32 protein-coding genes and 1 pseudogene are annotated in these 17,407 nt (G+C 39.9%); all 33 read left to right on the forward strand.

Going from position 1 to position 17,407, the window contains the following annotated elements; translation table 11 throughout:
- The first annotated feature begins 87 nt into the window (after nucleotides 1-87).
- The 33 genes and pseudogenes from rpsJ to ACE199_RS18740 all read left to right on the forward strand — a co-directional run bounded on the left by rpsJ (nucleotide 88) and on the right by ACE199_RS18740 (nucleotide 17,405).
- Complete coding sequence (gene rpsJ / locus ACE199_RS18580) at nucleotides 88-396, forward strand: 30S ribosomal protein S10 (protein ID WP_019244375.1); 309 nt, start codon at nucleotides 88-90, stop codon at nucleotides 394-396.
- Between the two features lie 40 nt (nucleotides 397-436).
- The gene (gene rplC / locus ACE199_RS18585; protein ID WP_375351113.1) at nucleotides 437-1,066 is read left to right on the forward strand and encodes a 50S ribosomal protein L3; all 630 of its coding nucleotides are present in this window, start codon (nucleotides 437-439) and stop codon (nucleotides 1,064-1,066) included.
- A 25-nt stretch (nucleotides 1,067-1,091) separates the two neighbouring features.
- Nucleotides 1,092-1,715 carry a 50S ribosomal protein L4 gene (gene rplD, locus ACE199_RS18590; RefSeq protein ID WP_375351114.1) on the forward strand — a complete coding sequence of 208 codons (624 nt, stop codon included), beginning with the start codon at nucleotides 1,092-1,094 and terminating at the stop codon, nucleotides 1,713-1,715.
- Entirely contained in the window at nucleotides 1,715-1,999 is a 285-nt protein-coding gene (gene rplW, locus ACE199_RS18595; protein WP_127758665.1) for a 50S ribosomal protein L23, read from the forward strand. Before rplD ends, rplW begins: the two co-directional genes overlap by 1 nt.
- 25 nt (nucleotides 2,000-2,024) lie before the next feature.
- Entirely contained in the window at nucleotides 2,025-2,855 is an 831-nt protein-coding gene (rplB, locus tag ACE199_RS18600; RefSeq protein WP_127758666.1) for a 50S ribosomal protein L2, read from the forward strand.
- 60 nt (nucleotides 2,856-2,915) lie between these two features.
- Nucleotides 2,916-3,194 carry a 30S ribosomal protein S19 gene (gene rpsS, locus ACE199_RS18605; RefSeq protein ID WP_375351115.1) on the forward strand — a complete coding sequence of 93 codons (279 nt, stop codon included), beginning with the start codon at nucleotides 2,916-2,918 and terminating at the stop codon, nucleotides 3,192-3,194.
- Between the two features lie 17 nt (nucleotides 3,195-3,211).
- The gene (gene rplV, locus ACE199_RS18610; RefSeq protein ID WP_127758668.1) at nucleotides 3,212-3,553 is read left to right on the forward strand and encodes a 50S ribosomal protein L22; all 342 of its coding nucleotides are present in this window, start codon (nucleotides 3,212-3,214) and stop codon (nucleotides 3,551-3,553) included.
- A gap of 3 nt (nucleotides 3,554-3,556) precedes the next feature.
- Entirely contained in the window at nucleotides 3,557-4,213 is a 657-nt protein-coding gene (gene rpsC / locus ACE199_RS18615) for a 30S ribosomal protein S3 (RefSeq protein WP_119118217.1), read from the forward strand.
- A gap of 1 nt (nucleotide 4,214) precedes the next feature.
- Nucleotides 4,215-4,649 carry a 50S ribosomal protein L16 gene (gene rplP, locus ACE199_RS18620; protein WP_252292547.1) on the forward strand — a complete coding sequence of 145 codons (435 nt, stop codon included), beginning with the start codon at nucleotides 4,215-4,217 and terminating at the stop codon, nucleotides 4,647-4,649.
- Nucleotides 4,639-4,842, forward strand: coding sequence for a 50S ribosomal protein L29 (gene rpmC, locus ACE199_RS18625; protein ID WP_028390454.1), 204 nt, complete (start codon nucleotides 4,639-4,641; stop codon nucleotides 4,840-4,842). Before rplP ends, rpmC begins: the two co-directional genes overlap by 11 nt.
- 19 nt (nucleotides 4,843-4,861) lie before the next feature.
- Nucleotides 4,862-5,125 (forward strand): 30S ribosomal protein S17, encoded by a 264-nt coding sequence (rpsQ, locus tag ACE199_RS18630; RefSeq protein WP_041101764.1) that lies wholly within the window; start codon nucleotides 4,862-4,864, stop codon nucleotides 5,123-5,125.
- Between the two features lie 42 nt (nucleotides 5,126-5,167).
- Nucleotides 5,168-5,536 carry a 50S ribosomal protein L14 gene (gene rplN / locus ACE199_RS18635; RefSeq protein WP_119118219.1) on the forward strand — a complete coding sequence of 123 codons (369 nt, stop codon included), beginning with the start codon at nucleotides 5,168-5,170 and terminating at the stop codon, nucleotides 5,534-5,536.
- Nucleotides 5,537-5,578: 42 nt separating this feature from the next.
- A complete protein-coding gene (gene rplX / locus ACE199_RS18640) occupies nucleotides 5,579-5,890 on the forward strand; it encodes a 50S ribosomal protein L24 (RefSeq protein WP_127758670.1) in 312 nt (103 codons plus the stop codon).
- A 28-nt stretch (nucleotides 5,891-5,918) separates the two neighbouring features.
- The gene (gene rplE, locus ACE199_RS18645) at nucleotides 5,919-6,458 is read left to right on the forward strand and encodes a 50S ribosomal protein L5 (RefSeq protein ID WP_127758671.1); all 540 of its coding nucleotides are present in this window, start codon (nucleotides 5,919-5,921) and stop codon (nucleotides 6,456-6,458) included.
- A gap of 21 nt (nucleotides 6,459-6,479) precedes the next feature.
- On the forward strand, nucleotides 6,480-6,665 hold the full coding sequence (locus ACE199_RS18650; RefSeq protein WP_050613643.1) for a type Z 30S ribosomal protein S14: 186 nt from the start codon (nucleotides 6,480-6,482) through the stop codon (nucleotides 6,663-6,665).
- A gap of 30 nt (nucleotides 6,666-6,695) precedes the next feature.
- On the forward strand, nucleotides 6,696-7,094 hold the full coding sequence (gene rpsH / locus ACE199_RS18655; RefSeq protein ID WP_127758672.1) for a 30S ribosomal protein S8: 399 nt from the start codon (nucleotides 6,696-6,698) through the stop codon (nucleotides 7,092-7,094).
- A 30-nt stretch (nucleotides 7,095-7,124) separates the two neighbouring features.
- The gene (rplF, locus tag ACE199_RS18660; protein ID WP_127758673.1) at nucleotides 7,125-7,661 is read left to right on the forward strand and encodes a 50S ribosomal protein L6; all 537 of its coding nucleotides are present in this window, start codon (nucleotides 7,125-7,127) and stop codon (nucleotides 7,659-7,661) included.
- Nucleotides 7,662-7,693: 32 nt separating this feature from the next.
- On the forward strand, nucleotides 7,694-8,056 hold the full coding sequence (gene rplR / locus ACE199_RS18665) for a 50S ribosomal protein L18 (RefSeq protein ID WP_119118223.1): 363 nt from the start codon (nucleotides 7,694-7,696) through the stop codon (nucleotides 8,054-8,056).
- Nucleotides 8,057-8,078: 22 nt separating this feature from the next.
- Nucleotides 8,079-8,579, forward strand: a complete 501-nt coding sequence (gene rpsE / locus ACE199_RS18670; protein WP_119118224.1) for a 30S ribosomal protein S5 — start codon at nucleotides 8,079-8,081, stop codon at nucleotides 8,577-8,579.
- A gap of 13 nt (nucleotides 8,580-8,592) precedes the next feature.
- Nucleotides 8,593-8,772, forward strand: coding sequence for a 50S ribosomal protein L30 (gene rpmD / locus ACE199_RS18675; protein WP_119118225.1), 180 nt, complete (start codon nucleotides 8,593-8,595; stop codon nucleotides 8,770-8,772).
- A gap of 31 nt (nucleotides 8,773-8,803) precedes the next feature.
- Entirely contained in the window at nucleotides 8,804-9,244 is a 441-nt protein-coding gene (gene rplO / locus ACE199_RS18680) for a 50S ribosomal protein L15 (protein ID WP_119118226.1), read from the forward strand.
- The gene (secY, locus tag ACE199_RS18685; protein WP_127758674.1) at nucleotides 9,244-10,536 is read left to right on the forward strand and encodes a preprotein translocase subunit SecY; all 1,293 of its coding nucleotides are present in this window, start codon (nucleotides 9,244-9,246) and stop codon (nucleotides 10,534-10,536) included. Before rplO ends, secY begins: the two co-directional genes overlap by 1 nt.
- Nucleotides 10,537-10,594: 58 nt before the next feature.
- Entirely contained in the window at nucleotides 10,595-11,248 is a 654-nt protein-coding gene (locus ACE199_RS18690) for an adenylate kinase (protein WP_375351116.1), read from the forward strand.
- Nucleotides 11,249-11,410: 162 nt separating this feature from the next.
- Nucleotides 11,411-11,736, forward strand: a pseudogene (locus ACE199_RS18695) (M24 family metallopeptidase); the annotation flags it as partial.
- 24 nt (nucleotides 11,737-11,760) lie between these two features.
- Nucleotides 11,761-11,979 (forward strand): translation initiation factor IF-1, encoded by a 219-nt coding sequence (gene infA / locus ACE199_RS18700; protein ID WP_028390440.1) that lies wholly within the window; start codon nucleotides 11,761-11,763, stop codon nucleotides 11,977-11,979.
- A gap of 41 nt (nucleotides 11,980-12,020) precedes the next feature.
- The gene (rpmJ, locus tag ACE199_RS18705; RefSeq protein ID WP_003156543.1) at nucleotides 12,021-12,134 is read left to right on the forward strand and encodes a 50S ribosomal protein L36; all 114 of its coding nucleotides are present in this window, start codon (nucleotides 12,021-12,023) and stop codon (nucleotides 12,132-12,134) included.
- A 22-nt stretch (nucleotides 12,135-12,156) separates the two neighbouring features.
- Nucleotides 12,157-12,522, forward strand: a complete 366-nt coding sequence (gene rpsM, locus ACE199_RS18710; protein WP_127758676.1) for a 30S ribosomal protein S13 — start codon at nucleotides 12,157-12,159, stop codon at nucleotides 12,520-12,522.
- 22 nt (nucleotides 12,523-12,544) lie between these two features.
- Nucleotides 12,545-12,934 carry a 30S ribosomal protein S11 gene (rpsK, locus tag ACE199_RS18715; RefSeq protein ID WP_028390438.1) on the forward strand — a complete coding sequence of 130 codons (390 nt, stop codon included), beginning with the start codon at nucleotides 12,545-12,547 and terminating at the stop codon, nucleotides 12,932-12,934.
- Nucleotides 12,935-13,113: 179 nt separating this feature from the next.
- Nucleotides 13,114-14,058: a DNA-directed RNA polymerase subunit alpha gene (locus tag ACE199_RS18720; protein WP_119118230.1), complete on the forward strand. Its 945-nt coding sequence runs from the start codon at nucleotides 13,114-13,116 to the stop codon at nucleotides 14,056-14,058.
- A gap of 50 nt (nucleotides 14,059-14,108) precedes the next feature.
- Nucleotides 14,109-14,471, forward strand: a complete 363-nt coding sequence (gene rplQ / locus ACE199_RS18725) for a 50S ribosomal protein L17 (protein ID WP_127758677.1) — start codon at nucleotides 14,109-14,111, stop codon at nucleotides 14,469-14,471.
- A 455-nt stretch (nucleotides 14,472-14,926) separates the two neighbouring features.
- Complete coding sequence (locus tag ACE199_RS18730) at nucleotides 14,927-15,766, forward strand: energy-coupling factor ABC transporter ATP-binding protein (RefSeq protein ID WP_375351117.1); 840 nt, start codon at nucleotides 14,927-14,929, stop codon at nucleotides 15,764-15,766.
- Nucleotides 15,742-16,608, forward strand: a complete 867-nt coding sequence (locus tag ACE199_RS18735) for an energy-coupling factor ABC transporter ATP-binding protein (RefSeq protein WP_127758679.1) — start codon at nucleotides 15,742-15,744, stop codon at nucleotides 16,606-16,608. Before ACE199_RS18730 ends, ACE199_RS18735 begins: the two co-directional genes overlap by 25 nt.
- Nucleotides 16,608-17,405 carry an energy-coupling factor transporter transmembrane component T family protein gene (locus ACE199_RS18740; RefSeq protein ID WP_375351118.1) on the forward strand — a complete coding sequence of 266 codons (798 nt, stop codon included), beginning with the start codon at nucleotides 16,608-16,610 and terminating at the stop codon, nucleotides 17,403-17,405. The genes ACE199_RS18735 and ACE199_RS18740 overlap by 1 nt, the downstream gene beginning before the upstream one ends.
- The last annotated feature ends 2 nt before the right edge of the window (nucleotides 17,406-17,407 follow it).

Raw genomic sequence — 17,407 nt, forward strand, 5'->3', positions numbered from 1 at the left:
CACACCCGGCCGCTTTGCCATGGCGAGTGAGTGGGAAATTTCCATTGAGAAGGTCTATTTTAAAATAGGCGAAAAGGAGGGAAAATAATGGCAAAACAAAAAATTCGTATCCGTTTAAAAGCATATGATCACAGAATCCTTGATCAATCTGCTGAGAAAATTGTTGAAACTGCAAAACGCTCTGGTGCGGCTGTATCTGGTCCGATCCCATTGCCAACTGAAAGATCTGTTTATACAATCCTTCGTGCGGTTCATAAATACAAAGATTCTCGTGAGCAATTCGAAATGCGTACGCATAAACGTCTAATCGACATCGTTAATCCAACTCCGCAAACAGTTGATTCATTGATGCGTTTAGATTTACCATCAGGCGTTGATATTGAAATTAAATTATAATTCATATAAAAATGAACAATTACTCTAGGAGGTGTGACTAATGACCAAAGGAATCTTAGGAAGAAAAATCGGTATGACTCAAGTTTTCGCTGAAAACGGTGAGCTTATTCCAGTAACAGTTATCGAAGCTGCGGAAAACGTTGTTCTACAAAAGAAAACGGTTGAAACAGACGGTTATGAAGCAATTCAAATCGGTTTCGAAACAAAGCGTGAAAAGCTTTCAAACAAACCTGAAAAAGGGCACGTTGAAAAAGCAAACACTGCTCCTAAGCGCTTCATCCGTGAATTCCGCGGAGCTAATCTTGGTGAATACGAGATCGGTCAGGAAGTCAAAGTTGATATTTTCGCTGAAGGCGAACTAGTTGATGTAACAGGAATTTCAAAAGGTAAAGGTTTCCAAGGTTCTATCAAGCGCCACGGACAATCTCGCGGACCAATGGCACACGGTTCTCGTTACCACCGTCGCCCGGGTTCAATGGGTCCTGTTGCTCCAAACCGTGTATTCAAAGGTAAATTATTACCAGGACGCATGGGTGGAGAACAAATCACTGTTCAAAACTTAGCTATCGTTAAAGTTGACGTTGAACGTAATTTACTATTGATTAAAGGTAACGTACCAGGTGCGAGAAAAGCTTTAATCAAAGTAACTAACGCTATTAAAGCGAAGTAATATTTAAGAAAGGAGGAGCATTAGAATGCCAAAAGTTACTCTGTTCAACCAAGCTGGATCACAAGTTGGAGATATCGAACTTAACGATTCTGTATTTGGTATTGAGCCTAATAATCACGTATTATTTGAAGCAATCATTATGCAACGAGCTTCCTTACGTCAAGGAACTCATAAAGTAAAAAACCGTTCTGAAGTTGCAGGCGGCGGACGTAAACCTTGGAAACAAAAAGGAACTGGACGCGCACGTCAAGGTTCTATCCGTTCACCACAATGGCGTGGTGGTGGTACTGTATTTGGACCAACTCCAAGATCTTACGCTTACAAATTACCGAAAAAGGTACGTCGTTTAGCGATTAAATCTGCATTATCTGCTAAAGCATTAGAAGAGAACATCTTAGTTCTTGAAAGCTTATCTTTCGAAGCTCCAAAAACGAAAGAATTTGTAGCAGTTCTAAATAACCTTTCTGTTGATACTAAAGCATTAGTCGTTACTAATGGAGTAGATGAGAAAGTTGCTCTTTCTGCACGTAACATCCCAGGTGTTACTGTAGTGGAAGCTGATGGTCTTAACGTTCTTGATGTTGTATCACACAACAAATTGATCTTGACTAAATCAGCTGTCGAAAAAGTAGAGGAGGTGCTTGCATAATGGACGCACGCGATATCATTAAGCGCCCCGTAATCACTGAAGCTTCTTCAGATGCAATGGCTGAGAAGAAGTACACTTTTGAAGTTGATGTGAAAGCTAACAAAACTCAAGTTAAAGATGCTGTTCAAGAAATCTTTGGCGTACAAGTTGAGAAAGTAAACATCATGAACTACAAAGGGAAATTCAAACGCATGGGTAAACATGCAGGCTACACTAACAAGCGCCGTAAAGCTATTGTTAAACTAACTGCTGATAGCAAAGAAATCGAGCTATTTGAAGCTTAATTCATAAGAGAAGGAGGGAAATACAATGGCGATTAAAAAGTATAAACCTACCTCTAACGGTCGACGCAACATGACAACTTCTGATTTTGCTGAGATTACTACAGACAAACCAGAAAAATCATTACTTGCTCCCCTTCATAGTAAAGGCGGCCGTAACAACCAAGGTAAGTTAACAGTTCGTCATCAAGGTGGCGGTCACAAGCGTCAATACCGTATCATCGATTTCAAACGAAATAAAGATGGTATACCAGGACGCGTTGCTACAATTGAGTACGATCCAAATCGTTCTGCAAACATTGCATTAATTAACTATGTAGATGGAGAAAAACGTTATATCCTAGCTCCTAAAAACCTAGAAGTAGGTATGGAGATCATGTCAGGTCCTGAAGCTGATATTAAAGTAGGTAACGCTCTTCCATTAATCAACATCCCAGTTGGTACAGTAATCCATAACATCGAACTTAAACCAGGAAAAGGTGGACAATTAGTCCGTTCAGCAGGTACATCTGCTCAAGTACTTGGTAAAGAAGGTCGTTATGTACTTGTACGTTTAAACTCTGGTGAAGTTCGTATGATTCTTGCTACATGCCGTGCTTCAATCGGTCAAGTAGGTAACGAACAACATGAACTTATCCACATCGGTAAAGCAGGTCGTTCACGTTGGTTAGGTAAACGCCCAACAGTTCGTGGATCTGTAATGAACCCGAATGATCACCCACACGGTGGTGGTGAAGGTCGTTCACCAATCGGACGTAAATCACCAATGTCTCCATGGGGTAAACCAACTCTTGGATACAAAACACGTAAGAAAAAGAACAAATCCGATAAATTTATCGTACGTCGTCGTAAAAAATAACGGGATTGAACTACGGTTCATTCAAAGAACCGTAGAACGATCACGAAGGGAGGTACTCGCATGGGTCGTAGCTTAAAAAAGGGGCCTTTTGTTGATGATCATTTAATCGTTAAAATTGAAAAGTTAAATGAAGCAGATAAGAAGCAGGTTGTAAAAACTTGGTCTCGTCGTTCAACAATCTTCCCACAATTCATCGGACACACAATCGCAGTTTATGATGGTCGTAAACATGTGCCGGTTTATGTAACTGAAGATATGGTAGGTCACAAACTAGGCGAATTCGCGCCAACACGAACTTATAAAGGTCATGCAAGTGACGATAAGAAAACAAGACGTTAATGAGAGGAGGGCATCTCATGCAAGCAAAAGCTGTCGCTAAAACAGTTCGTATTGCAGCTCGTAAAGTCCGTTTAGTTACGGATTTAATCCGAGGGAAACAAGTAGGTGAGGCAGTTGCGATTCTTCGTTTAACTCCAAAAGCTGCATCTCCAGTTGTAGAAAAAGTTCTTAAGTCTGCTATCGCAAACGCAGAACATAACTACGAAATGGATATCAATAACCTAGTTATTTCAGAAGCATACGTTAATGAAGGACCAACTTTAAAACGTTTCCGTCCTCGCGCTCAAGGTCGTGCGAGTGCGATTAACAAACGTACTAGTCATATTACAATCGTTGTATCAGAAAAGAAGGAGGGATAATCTGTGGGTCAAAAGGTAAATCCAATCGGTATGCGTATTGGGATCATCCGAGATTGGGAGTCCAAGTGGTACGCTGATAAAGACTATGCAGAACTTTTACATGAAGACCTTAAAGTTCGTGAATATATCACGAAACGTTTAAGTGATGCTTCTGTATCAAAAGTTGAAATTGAACGTGCTGCTAACCGCATTAACATTTCTGTACACACAGCTAAGCCAGGTATGGTTATTGGTAAAGGTGGTACAGAAGTTGAAGCGCTTCGTAAAGCATTAAACCAATTAACAGGTAAAAGAGTTCATATCAACATCATTGAAATCAAAAGAGCAGATCTTGATGCGAAATTAGTTGCAGAAAACATTGCTCGTCAATTAGAAAATCGTGTTTCATTCCGTCGTGCTCAAAAGCAAGCTATTCAACGTACTATGCGCGCTGGTGCTCAAGGAATCAAAACGCAAGTTTCTGGTCGTCTTGGCGGTGCTGATATCGCTCGTGCTGAACACTATAGTGAAGGAACAGTTCCTCTTCACACACTTCGTGCTGACATTGATTATGCTCATGCAGAAGCAGACACTACTTACGGTAAATTAGGCGTAAAAGTTTGGATCTACCGTGGAGAAGTTCTTCCTACTAAGAAGAAATCTGAGGAAGGAGGAAAATAATATGTTATTGCCAAAACGCGTAAAATATCGTCGTGAACACCGCGGTAAAATGAGAGGGAATGCTAAAGGTGGTACTGAAGTACATTTCGGAGAATATGGCCTTCAAGCACTTGAAGCTTCTTGGATCACAAACCGTCAAATCGAAGCTGCACGTATTGCAATGACACGTTACATGAAACGTGGCGGTAAAGTTTGGATCAAAATTTTCCCAAGCAAGCCTTACACTGCTAAACCACTTGAAGTCCGAATGGGTTCTGGTAAAGGGGCTCCTGAAGGATGGGTTGCAGTTGTTAAACCAGGTAAAGTAATGTTTGAAATCTCTGGTGTATCTGAAGAGATTGCACGTGAAGCATTACGTCTTGCAATGCACAAACTTCCAGTTAAATGTAAGTTTGTAAAACGAGAAGAAATTGGTGGTGAATCAAGTGAAAGCTAATGAAATCAAAGAATTAACCACTGCCGAAATTGAACAAAAAGTAAAATCTCTTAAAGAAGAACTATTTAATCTTCGTTTCCAGTTAGCTACTGGACAACTTGAAAATACAGCTCGCATCCGCGAAGTGCGCAAATCGATCGCTCGTATGAAAACAGTTGTTCGTGAAAGAGAGATCGGTGTCAATAATCGATAATTGAATGGAGGTTTGCAGAATGAGCGAACGCAACCAACGTAAAGTCTACACTGGCCGCGTTGTATCCGACAAAATGGATAAAACAGTAACAGTCCTTGTAGAAACGTATAAAAAGCATTCTTTATACGGTAAGCGCGTAAAGTACTCGAAGAAATTCAAAGCTCATGACGAGCTGAATGAAGCGAAAATTGGCGATGTAGTACGTATTATGGAAACTCGTCCACTTTCAGCGACAAAACGCTTCCGTTTAGTAGAAGTAGTAGAAAAAGCAGTTATTATTTAATCTATGTTCGGATTAAGCTAATTCCGAAGGGAGGTACCGTACATGATTCAACAAGAATCTCGTTTAAAAGTAGCAGACAACTCTGGTGCTCGTGAGGTTTTAACAATTAAAGTTCTTGGTGGTTCTGGTCGTAAAACTGCAAATATCGGTGATATCATCGTTGTTACAGTTAAACAAGCAACACCAGGTGGCGTTGTTAAAAAAGGTGATGTAGTTAGAGCAGTTGTCGTACGTACAAAAAGCGGTGTACGTCGTCCTGATGGATCTTACATTAAATTCGATGAGAATGCTTGTGTAATTATCCGTGACGATAAGAGCCCGCGTGGAACACGTATCTTTGGACCAGTTGCTCGTGAATTACGTGACAACAATTTCATGAAGATCGTTTCTCTTGCTCCAGAAGTTCTATAATTGATAAATATCGTAAAAGCCTTTCAAGGAGGTGCGAAGCTAATGCATGTTAAAAAAGGTGACAAAGTCGTAGTTATCTCTGGTAAGGACAAAGGCAAACAAGGTACAATCCTTGCAGCATACCCAAAGAAAAATCGTGTGCTTGTTGAGGGAGTAAACATCGTGAAAAAGCATTCTAAGCCATCACAAGCTAATCCACAAGGTGGAATTATTAGTCTAGAAGCTGCTATTCACGTTTCTAATGTTATGCCGCTTGATCCAAAATCAGGTAAACCAACTCGTGTTGGATACAAGATTGAAAACGGCAAAAAAGTACGCGTAGCTAAAATATCAGGTGAAACTTTAGATAAATAAGTCATAAATGAAGGGAGGTAACTAAATAATGAGCCGCCTTAGAGAAAAATACCAAAGCGAAATTACTCCATCTTTAATGGGTAAATTCAACTATCAATCAGTAATGCAAGTACCAAAGATCGAAAAGGTTGTTATTAATATGGGTGTGGGTGATGCTGTTGCTAACTCAAAAGCACTAGATGTTGCTGTTGAAGAATTACAACAAATCGCTGGTCAAAAACCTGTAGTAACAAAAGCAAAAAAATCAATCGCAGGCTTCCGTTTACGTGAAGGTATGCCTATCGGTGCGAAGGTTACACTACGTGGAGAGCGTATGTATCAATTCCTTGATAAGCTAGTTTCTGTTTCTTTACCACGTGTACGTGACTTCCGCGGCGTTTCAAAAAAATCATTTGATGGTCGTGGAAACTACACATTAGGTGTAAAAGAACAGCTAATCTTCCCTGAGATTGACTACGATAAAGTGAGCAAAGTTCGTGGTATGGACATCGTTATTGTAACGACTGCTAATACAGATGAAGAAGCTCGTGAACTACTTACTCAAATCGGAATGCCGTTCCAAAAGTAATCAAAAAAGGGAGGCTATAACGTGGCTAAAAAGTCTATGGTCGTAAAACAAAAGCGCGGACCTAAGTTTAAAGTACAAGAATATACACGTTGCGAACGTTGCGGACGTCCACATTCTGTATACCGTAAATTTAAACTTTGCCGTATTTGTTTCCGCGAACTTGCATATAAAGGACAAATTCCTGGCGTGAAAAAAGCTAGCTGGTAAAACCCGAGTTTGGGAAGGAGGTAAAATAAAATGGTCATGACAGATCCTATTGCAGATATGCTTACTCGCATCCGTAATGCGAACATGGTACGTCACGAAAAATTAGAAGTTCCTGCTTCTAAGATCAAAAGAGATATTGCTGAGATCTTGAAAAAAGAGGGCTTCGTACGTGACGTTGAGTTTATCGAAGACAATAAACAAGGTATCATCCGTATCTTCTTAAAATACGGTGGAAACAACGAGCGTGTAATTACTGGATTAAAACGTATTAGTAAACCTGGTTTACGTGTATACGCAAAAACTGGTGAAGTACCACGCGTTCTTAATGGATTAGGTATCGCAATTGTTTCAACTTCTCAAGGAGTTTTCACTGATAAAGAAGCTCGCGCTAAACAAGTAGGCGGAGAAGTATTAGCATACGTTTGGTAATACATTGTTACAAGAATGGAGGTGCACTAAATGTCACGTGTAGGTAAAAAACCTATTGAAATTCCTGCTGGCGTTACAGTTACAATCAACGGTAGTGATGTAACTGTAAAAGGTCCTAAAGGTGAATTATCTAGATCATTTCATGCGGATCTTACAATCGCTCAAGAAGAGAACGTAGTTACAGTAACACGTCCTTCTGATTCAAAAGAGCACCGTACTATCCATGGTACAACTCGTGCTGTACTTTCAAACATGGTTGAAGGTGTTTCTAAAGGATTCGAAAAATCATTAGAACTTATCGGGGTTGGTTACCGTGCTCAAAAGCAAGGTAGCAAGCTAGTTCTTAATGTTGGGTACTCTCACCCTGTTGAATTTGAAGCTGAACAAGGACTTGAAATTGAAGTTCCTTCAAATACAAAGATTATTGTTAAAGGTATTAGCAAAGAACGTGTAGGCGCTCTTGCAGCTGATATCCGTGATGTTCGCCCGCCAGAGCCTTATAAAGGTAAAGGTATTCGTTACGAAGGTGAATATGTTCGTCGTAAAGAAGGTAAAACTGGTAAGTAATGTCGCATAAGTAAACGAAAGGAGTGACGTAAATGATTACGAAGCTTGATAAAAACGCTACTCGTCAGAAAAGACACGCGCGTGTCCGTGCGAAACTTTCTGGTACGGAAGCTCGTCCTCGTTTAAATGTGTTCCGTTCAAACAAACACATTTACGCACAATTAATTGACGATGTAAAAGGCGTAACTCTAGCAAGTGCTTCTACTCTTGATAAAGAGATCGGTACAGAAGCTACTAGCAATGCTGAAGCAGCTCAAAAAGTTGGCGAACTTATTGCGAAACGTGCTGTAGAAAAAGGTTATACAACTGTGGTATTTGACCGCGGGGGTTACCTTTTCCATGGCCGCGTAAAAGCATTAGCTGACGCTGCTCGTGAAAACGGCTTAGAATTTTAATGGATAAGGAGGGACAAAACAGATGCGTCGTATTGATCCTAATAAATTAGAACTTGAAGAACGCGTAGTTACCGTTAACCGTGTAGCTAAAGTTGTAAAAGGCGGACGTCGTTTCCGTTTCACTGCACTTGTAGTTGTTGGTGATAAAAACGGTCACGTTGGATTCGGTACTGGTAAAGCTCAAGAAGTTCCAGATGCGATCCGCAAAGCTATCGAGGATGCTAAGAAAAACTTAATTACGTTACCAATGGTTGGAACAACTATTCCGCACCTTGTTAACGGACGTTTCGGTGCAGGTCACGTATTATTAAAACCTGCTTCTGCCGGTACTGGAGTTATCGCTGGTGGACCAGTTCGTGCAGTCTTAGAATTAGGTGGTATCCAAGATATTCTTTCTAAATCTCTAGGTACAAGTACACCAATTAACATGGTTCGTGCAACAATCGAAGGATTAAAGCAATTGAAACGTGCTGAGGACGTAGCTAAGTTACGTGGTAAATCAGTAGAAGAACTGTTAGGATAAGGGGGGAATTCAAATGGCTAAATTAGAAATTACCCTTACTCGTAGCTTGATTGGTCGCCCTGAAGATCAACGCGTTACAGTTAACACACTGGGTTTACGTAAAATGCATCAAACAGTTGTTCATGATGATAACCCTGCGATTCGCGGTATGATTACCAAAGTTGCTCATCTTGTTACTGTAAAGGAACAATAAAAACATAACTCATAACAAGGAGGTGCCAACAATGAAACTTCATGAGTTAAAACCTGCAGAAGGTGCTCGTAAAGAACGTAAACGTAAAGGTCGCGGTATCGGATCTGGTAACGGTAAAACTGCTGGTAAAGGTCATAAAGGACAAAACGCTCGTTCAGGCGGTGGCGTTCGTCTTGGATTTGAAGGTGGTCAAACACCATTATTCAGACGTTTACCAAAACGTGGATTTACAAACATCAACCGTAAAGACTATGCTATCGTGAATCTTGATACGTTGAATCGTTTCGAAGACGGTACAGAAGTAACACCTGCTCTATTAATCGAGACAGGTATTGTAAGTAAAGAAAAAGCAGGAATCAAAATTCTTGCAAAAGGGAACATCGAGAAAAAGCTTACTGTTAAAGCTAACAAATTCTCTTCAGCTGCTAAAGAAGCTATCGAAGCTGCTGGCGGTACTGCAGAGGTGATCTGATGTTTCGTACGATCTCCAATTTTATGCGTGTGGGTGAAATAAGAAATAAAATTTTCTTTACCCTGCTAATGCTAATCGTCTATCGCATCGGTACATTTATTCCTGTACCGAATGTGAATGCCGATGTTTTCACAGCGCAGGAAGAGTTAGGCGTCATTGGTTTATTAAATACCTTTGGCGGCGGTGCCTTGCAAAATTTCTCCATCTTAGCGATGGGTATTATGCCGTATATTACGGCATCTATTATTGTTCAGTTGCTTCAAATGGACGTTGTTCCAAAGTTTACTGAATGGTCTAAGCAAGGGGAAGCTGGTCGTCGTAAACTAGCTCAATTCACTCGTTACTTTACCATTATTCTTGGATTTATTCAGGCATTAGGAATGTCTTATGGATTCAATAGTATGTATAGTGGTTTAGTAGAAGACCCTAGCATTGGAACGTATTTGCTTATTGCGACTGTTTTAACCGCGGGTACGGCTTTTCTTTTGTGGTTAGGAGAGCTGATCACGTCTAAAGGTGTAGGTAACGGTATTTCTATCATTATCTTTGCTGGGATTGTCGCGAGTTTTCCTACGACAATTAATCAAATTTATGCTCAGCAGTTTGAAGATGCTGGAGAACAACTTTTCTTACGAATCGTAACCATGGTTCTTATAGCTTTAGCAGTATTAGCAATCATAGTGGCTGTTATCTTTATTCAACAAGCACTACGTAAAATTCCGATCCAATATGCGAAGCGCGCTGCGGCAGGTCGTACACAAATGGGTGGGCAATCTACTCACCTACCATTAAAGGTGAATGCTGCAGGGGTTATTCCGGTAATCTTTGCGATGGCATTTCTTATTACACCTACAACCATTGTTACATTCTTTGAACAGAATAGTGTAACAGAATGGATTCAAAAGTCATTTAATTATACGGAACCAATCGGTATGATTATTTATGTGGCTCTTATTATTGCTTTTGCTTATTTTTATGCCTTTATTCAGGTTAATCCTGAACAAATGGCTGATAATTTGAAAAAGCAAGGTGGATATGTACCTGGGATTCGTCCTGGTCAGAATACACAAGATTATTTAACGAGCGTATTATATCGTTTAACGTTTGTTGGCTCTATATTTTTAGCAGTCATTGCCGTTTTACCGGTATTCTTCATTAAAATTGCTGATCTTCCTCAATCTGCACAGATTGGTGGAACAAGTCTTCTTATCGTGGTTGGGGTAGCTCTTGATACGATGAAACAACTTGAAGCGCAATTAGTGAAACGCCATTATAAAGGTTTTATAAAGTAATGAGTTTTGGGAACGGATTGTTCCCAATGCCCATTATAGAGTTTGAGGGGGAATACAAATGAATCTAGTATTAATGGGACTTCCAGGCGCTGGTAAAGGTACTCAAGCTGAAAAGATTGTAGAAAAATATAACATCCCTCATATCTCTACTGGAGATATGTTCCGAACAGCTATCAAAGATGGAACAAAGCTTGGTATACAAGCAAAATCATTCATGGATCAAGGTGCGCTTGTACCAGATGAAGTTACAATCGGGATTGTCCGTGAAAGATTAAGTAAAGATGATTGTAAGAAAGGTTTCTTGCTTGATGGTTTTCCACGTACTGTGGCTCAAGCTGAAGCATTAGAAAATATTCTTACAGATTTAGATCGTCAAATCAATTTTGTTATTAATATTGACGTGGATAAAGAGATTTTGATGGAAAGATTAACAGGTCGCCGCATTTGTAAATCTTGTGGTTCGACATATCACCTTGTTTTTAATCCTCCAGCAAAAGAAGACACATGCGATCGCTGTGGCGGAGAACTTTACCAACGTGCTGACGATAATGCAGAAACGGTTCAAAATCGCTTAGATGTGAATTTGAAACAAACGCAGCCACTCCTTGATTTCTACGGGGAAAAAGGATACTTGCAAAACATTAACGGCCAGCAAGATATTAATAAGGTATTTGAAGATGTTGATGCACTTCTTGAAGGATTAGCCATCTGATTCTACAAATCTTGTGGAATTTGCGAAAAAGTATGCAATTTTTTTCGATAAAAGGTATAATGAATTTCGCGGGCGTCAACGCAGTACTTCAAAATATCTAGCTTTTGATTTTTTCAAAATCTACAAAATTACTGAAGAAACTAGAGCGACTCTAAAGGGTTTAAAGAGTCATTATATAGAGGGTTGAAAGAAGCTTGCCAGGCGTGCGTCTTTCAAATATCTCCCATGCTATTCAAACCTATGTCGTGGTTCACTATTTCTCTTGAGTTTAGAGAGTATGGCTTCCACGGAATCGGTCAAGACTTACATGAGGACCCATAGTTAAGTTCCTCATTTCGGTCCACCTGATAAAGGTCCTCAGTTAAAGCCTGGTTTGGTAAACGCTGTTGTAATAAGTGAATACTATATGCAGATATGCACTGACTTTAGAGGATGATTGGACTGTAGTAACGGTTGACGGAAAGATGTGTACTCTTTTAGAGTTCACCCATAGAGAAGGGAGAATCACTTTAATGGCGAAAGACGATGTAATTGAAGTAGAAGGCACAGTACAAGAGACTTTGCCAAATGCAATGTTTAAGGTAGAATTAGAAAATGGTCATACTGTTTTAGCTCATGTATCCGGTAAAATTCGTATGCACTTTATTCGTATTTTGCCTGGAGATAAAGTTACGGTTGAGCTTTCCCCGTATGATCTAACTCGCGGCAGAATCACATACCGATTTAAATAAATCTGGTTACGCTCCGATCTGTATAAGGAGGTTAGATAGCAATGAAAGTTAGACCATCAGTCAAACCAATCTGTGAGAAATGTAAAGTTATCCGCAGAAAAGGTAAAGTAATGGTTATTTGCGAAAACCCTAAACATAAACAAAAACAAGGCTAATTAGAAGGAGGTGCACTCAAGCATGGCACGTATTGCTGGAGTAGATATTCCCCGTGACAAACGTATTGTTATCTCATTAACATATATTTATGGTATTGGTAAACAAACTGCGATCAAAGTTCTTGCAGAAGCAGGTGTTTCTGAAGATACTCGCGTTCGTGACTTAACAGAAGACGAATTAAACAAAATTCGTGACATCATTGACAAGTTAAAAGTAGAAGGCGACCTTCGTCGTGAAATCTCTCTTAACATCAAGCGTCTAATGGAAATCGGCGCGTACCGTGGTCTTCGCCACCGTCGTGGTCTTCCTGTTCGTGGACAAAACACTAAAAATAATGCTCGTACGCGTAAAGGACCTCGTCGTACAGTAGCTAACAAGAAAAAATAATTAGAAAAGGAGGTTACTTTTCATGGCACGTAAAACTAATACACGTAAACGTCGTGTGAAAAAGAATATAGAAACTGGTATTGCGCATATTCGCTCTACTTTCAACAACACTATCGTTACGATTACTGATTCTCATGGTAACGCTATTTCTTGGTCAAGTGCAGGAGCTTTAGGATTCCGTGGTTCACGTAAATCTACTCCATTTGCTGCACAAATGGCTGCTGAAACAGCTGCTAAAACATCAATCGAACATGGTATGAAAACTCTAGAAGTTACTGTTAAAGGACCTGGTGCTGGACGTGAAGCTGCTATTCGTGCACTTCAAGCTGCTGGTCTAGAAGTAACAGCTATCAAAGACGTAACTCCAGTTCCACATAACGGATGCCGTCCACCAAAACGTCGCCGTGTTTAATCTTTCTGTATAGATTTTGTATTCCTGTCTATAATGGGATATAATACTAGGTTTGCGTTCTTACAGAATTATTAAATTTTCAGTTGTTGCGCACAGCGGGAACGTATACATGGGGAATTTCGGTTATAGTGATTAATCCCACTAGCCGGGGTTTTGACGTTTTGAAGGAGGGTTTATTAATGATCGAAATAGAAAAACCAAAAATCGAAACGGTTGAAATCAACGACGATACCAAATACGGTAAATTCGTCGTAGAGCCACTAGAGCGTGGGTATGGTACAACTTTGGGTAACTCCTTACGTCGTATTCTATTATCCTCACTCCCAGGTGCTGCTGTCACAGCTATACAAATTGATGGAGTTTTGCATGAGTTCTCAACAATTGAAGGCGTCGTAGAAGATGTGACTTCTATCATTCTAAATGTGAAAAAGCTTGCTCTAAAGATTTACTCCGATGAAGAAAAGACGCTTGAAATTGATGTTCAAGGTGAAGGTGTCATTACAGCGGCTGATATTACCCATGATAGTGATGTAGAAATTCTTAACCCGGATTTATATATCGCAACAATCGGTAAAAACGGTCATATGCGTATGCGCCTAACAGCGAAACGTGGTCGTGGTTATACTCCGGCTGTTCAAAATAAGAGAGAAGATCAACCAATTGGTGTAATTCCAATTGATTCAATCTACACTCCTGTTTCCCGTGTTTCTTATCAAGTAGAAAACACACGCGTTGGACAATTATCTAATTTTGATAAACTAACGTTGGATGTTTGGACAGATGGCAGTACAGGACCTCAGGAAGCGATTGCCCTTGGAGCAAAAATTTTAACGGAGCATTTAAATATCTTTGTTGGTTTGACAGACGAAGCACAAAATGCTGAAATCATGGTTGAAAAAGAAGAAGATCAAAAAGAAAAAGTTCTGGAGATGACAATCGAGGAATTAGATCTTTCTGTTCGTTCTTACAACTGTTTAAAACGTGCTGGAATCAATACCGTTCAAGAGCTTGCTCATAAAACGGAAGAAGATATGATGAAGGTTCGTAACTTGGGTCGTAAATCACTTGAAGAAGTGAAAGCGAAACTAGAAGAATTAGGTTTAGGTCTTCGTAAAGACGACTAATATCTATTACATGACATAATATAGAATTTCAACAAAGGAGGGAATCTCTAATGGGTTACAGAAAGTTAGGGCGCACTAGCGCACAACGTAAAGCATTACTTCGTGATTTAGCTACGGATCTTATCATCCATGAGCGCATTGAAACTACAGAAGCACGTGCAAAAGAATTACGTTCTGTTGTAGAAAAAATGATCACTCTTGGTAAACGTGGTGACTTACATGCACGTCGTCAAGCTTCAGCATTTATTCGTAATGAAGTAGCTGATGCCGAAAAAGGACAAGATGCTGTTCAAAAATTATTCGCAGACATCGCTCCACGTTATGAAGAACGCCAAGGTGGCTACACTCGTATTTTAAAAATGGGTCCACGCCGCGGTGACGGTGCACCAGTCGTGGTTATTGAATTAGTTTAATAACTTTCGATGAAAAAGGGCAGGACAGATGATGAATAAACTCACTTGTTCTTTGCCCTTTTTCTTTTTATATATAAAAATTTAAGTTCTTTTTGATTTATACTCGTGTTTAGCTCCGTAAAGATAATGGGGATGTTGTCTATTTTCTTTACGAGTTGAATGATGCAATGTTGCTTTATATATGAAATACGCATTGAGTGTTACGATGGCTGGTGTACCTGCTTTACAGGAGCCTTCTCGTCTAGCTCAAGCACCCCTTCCCACTTTAATCAATAAAGTGTATATAAGATTAATCTATTTGTCGAAATAGATTGTAAAACCAAGCTGCTCTTAATTTACCGAAAGATATTTCGGTGGAAGGGGTGCAGCGTTTTTTTATATTCAAAATTAATACTTTTTATTTGTAATTGAGTTGAGCTAAGTGTAGACGTAGTTTGAGGGGAAGGAGGGCCACAATGAGAAAGAAACTGGTTTCCTTAGAGAATATTAAGTTCAAATATGAGGGACAAAAGAACTTTGCTTTAAATGATGTATCGTTTGATATATATGAGGGCGAATGGTTGGCGATTGTTGGTCATAACGGATCCGGAAAGTCAACATTAGCAAAATTATTAAACGGCCTTCAATTTGCACAGACTGGGACAATTACAGTGAATGATAAAGTGTTAACAGAAGAAACAGTGTGGGATGTGCGTCGGCAAATCGGCATGGTGTTTCAAAATCCTGATAATCAGTTTGTAGGTACCACTGTTCAAGATGATGTGGCTTTTGGTTTAGAAAATGTCGGTGTCCCCCAAGAAGTGATGGTGGAGCGTGTACAAAACGCGTTATCGAAGGTGAAAATGAGTAAATTTCTCAATCAAGAGCCGCACCATCTTTCTGGCGGACAGAAGCAAAGAATCGCGATTGCAGGAGTGGTAGCACTGCAGCCCAATATTATTATTTTGGATGAAGCGACTTCGATGCTTGATCCAAGAGGGCGTGAAGAAGTATTGGAGACAGTGAGGGAATTGATGCAGGAGAAGGAACTTACTGTTATTTCCATTACGCATGATCTAGAGGAGGCTGCGAAAGCGGATCGTATAATTGTCATGAATAAAGGACAATTATATCGAGAAGGCACGCCTAGTGATATTTTTAAAATGGAAAAAGAGCTTATTGAGCTAGGACTTGATATTCCGTTTTCTATTAAACTAAGCAAAGCTCTACAAAAGAATGGCGTAGCGATTGAATATGGGCATTTGACAGAGGAAGAGTTGGTGAAGGATTTATGCGAATTACACTCGAAGATGTAGAATATCGCTATCAAGCGAATACTCCGTTTGAGCATCTTGCTTTGCATGATGTGAATCTTTCTATTGATTCCGGCTCATATACGGCTATTATTGGACATACTGGTTCCGGAAAATCAACGCTTCTTCAGCATTTGAATGCGCTATTAAAGCCTACTAAAGGGCGGATTATCATTGGGGATCGAACCATTGAAGCGGGGCGTAAAGAGAAGCAATTACGTTCGATTCGTCAAAAAGTAGGGATTGTGTTTCAATTTCCTGAGCATCAATTGTTTGATGAAACGGTGGAGAAGGATATTTGTTTTGGACCGATGAATTTTGGGGTGTCGGAAGCGGATGCCAAAGTACTTGCCCGAAAGGCGATTCAGCATGTAGGCTTAGCAGAAGATATCTTAGAGAAGTCACCGTTTGATTTATCAGGAGGACAAATGAGGCGGGTGGCCATTGCAGGTGTGCTTGCGATGGAACCGGATGTACTCGTTTTAGATGAGCCAACGGCAGGGCTTGATCCGCGTGGTCGCAAAGAAATTATGGACATGTTTTATGACTTGCATAAAAAGCGAGGCATTTCGACGATACTTGTAACACATAGTATGGAAGATGCGGCGAAGTATGCCGATGAAATCGTTATTATGCATCAAGGGTCTGTCTTTAAAAAAGGCTCCCCACAAGAAATTTTTTCAGATCCTGTGCAATTGCTTGAATTAGGCTTAGATGTGCCTGATACGGTGCGCTTTCAATTGAAGCTGCAAAAAGAGCTCGGTGTTCGTTTTGATAAGCCTTGTTTAAATATTGATGATTTAGCAATTGAAATAGATAAAGCAATGAAAAGAGGGAACCGCTAATGCTAGATAAAATGATTTTCGGGCGTTATGTTCCGGCGAACTCTGTGATGCATAGAATGGACCCGCGTGCAAAGCTCTTGCTCGTTTTCTTTTTTGTATGTATCGTTTTTTTGGCTAATAATCTAGTAACATATAGCCTTCTTGGTTTAGTTACGCTAGGGATTATCTTACTCTCAAAAATTAAGATTCGTTTCTTAATTAGTGGGTTAAAGCCGGTTTTGTTATTAATTATCTTTACGTTTCTAGTTCATATCTTGTTTACAAAAGAAGGCGAAGTGCTGTATCAACTGGGCTGGCTGGAAATTTATGAAGGCGGCTTGCGACAAGGGATATTTATCTCTTTACGTTTTACATTTTTAATTTTGGTAACGTCTTTATTAACGTTAACGACTACTCCTATTTCGATTACAGATGGAATGGAGGAATTGTTAAATCCATTGAAACAGTGGAAGGTACCTGTGCATGAGTTGGCGTTAATGATGTCCATTGCTCTCCGCTTTATTCCAACTTTGATGGAAGAAACGGATAAAATTATGAAAGCACAAATTGCTAGGGGAGTCGATTTTTCTTCTGGGCCGATTAAGAATCGTATTAAAGCGATTGTTCCTCTGTTAGTACCCTTGTTTGTTAGTGCTTTTAAGCGGGCTGAGGAATTGGCAACAGCGATGGAAGCACGCGGCTACCAAGGCGGAGAAGGGCGAACGAAATATCGTCAGCTTCACTGGGGTATGATAGATAGTTTGTGTATGATTGGGCTTGTCATTTTAACGGGTGTATTAGTTCTATTACGTTCATAAGA

It is taken from the genome of Peribacillus sp. Hz7 (assembly GCF_042136355.1).
Lineage (GTDB): Bacteria > Bacillota > Bacilli > Bacillales > DSM-1321 > Peribacillus > Peribacillus asahii_A.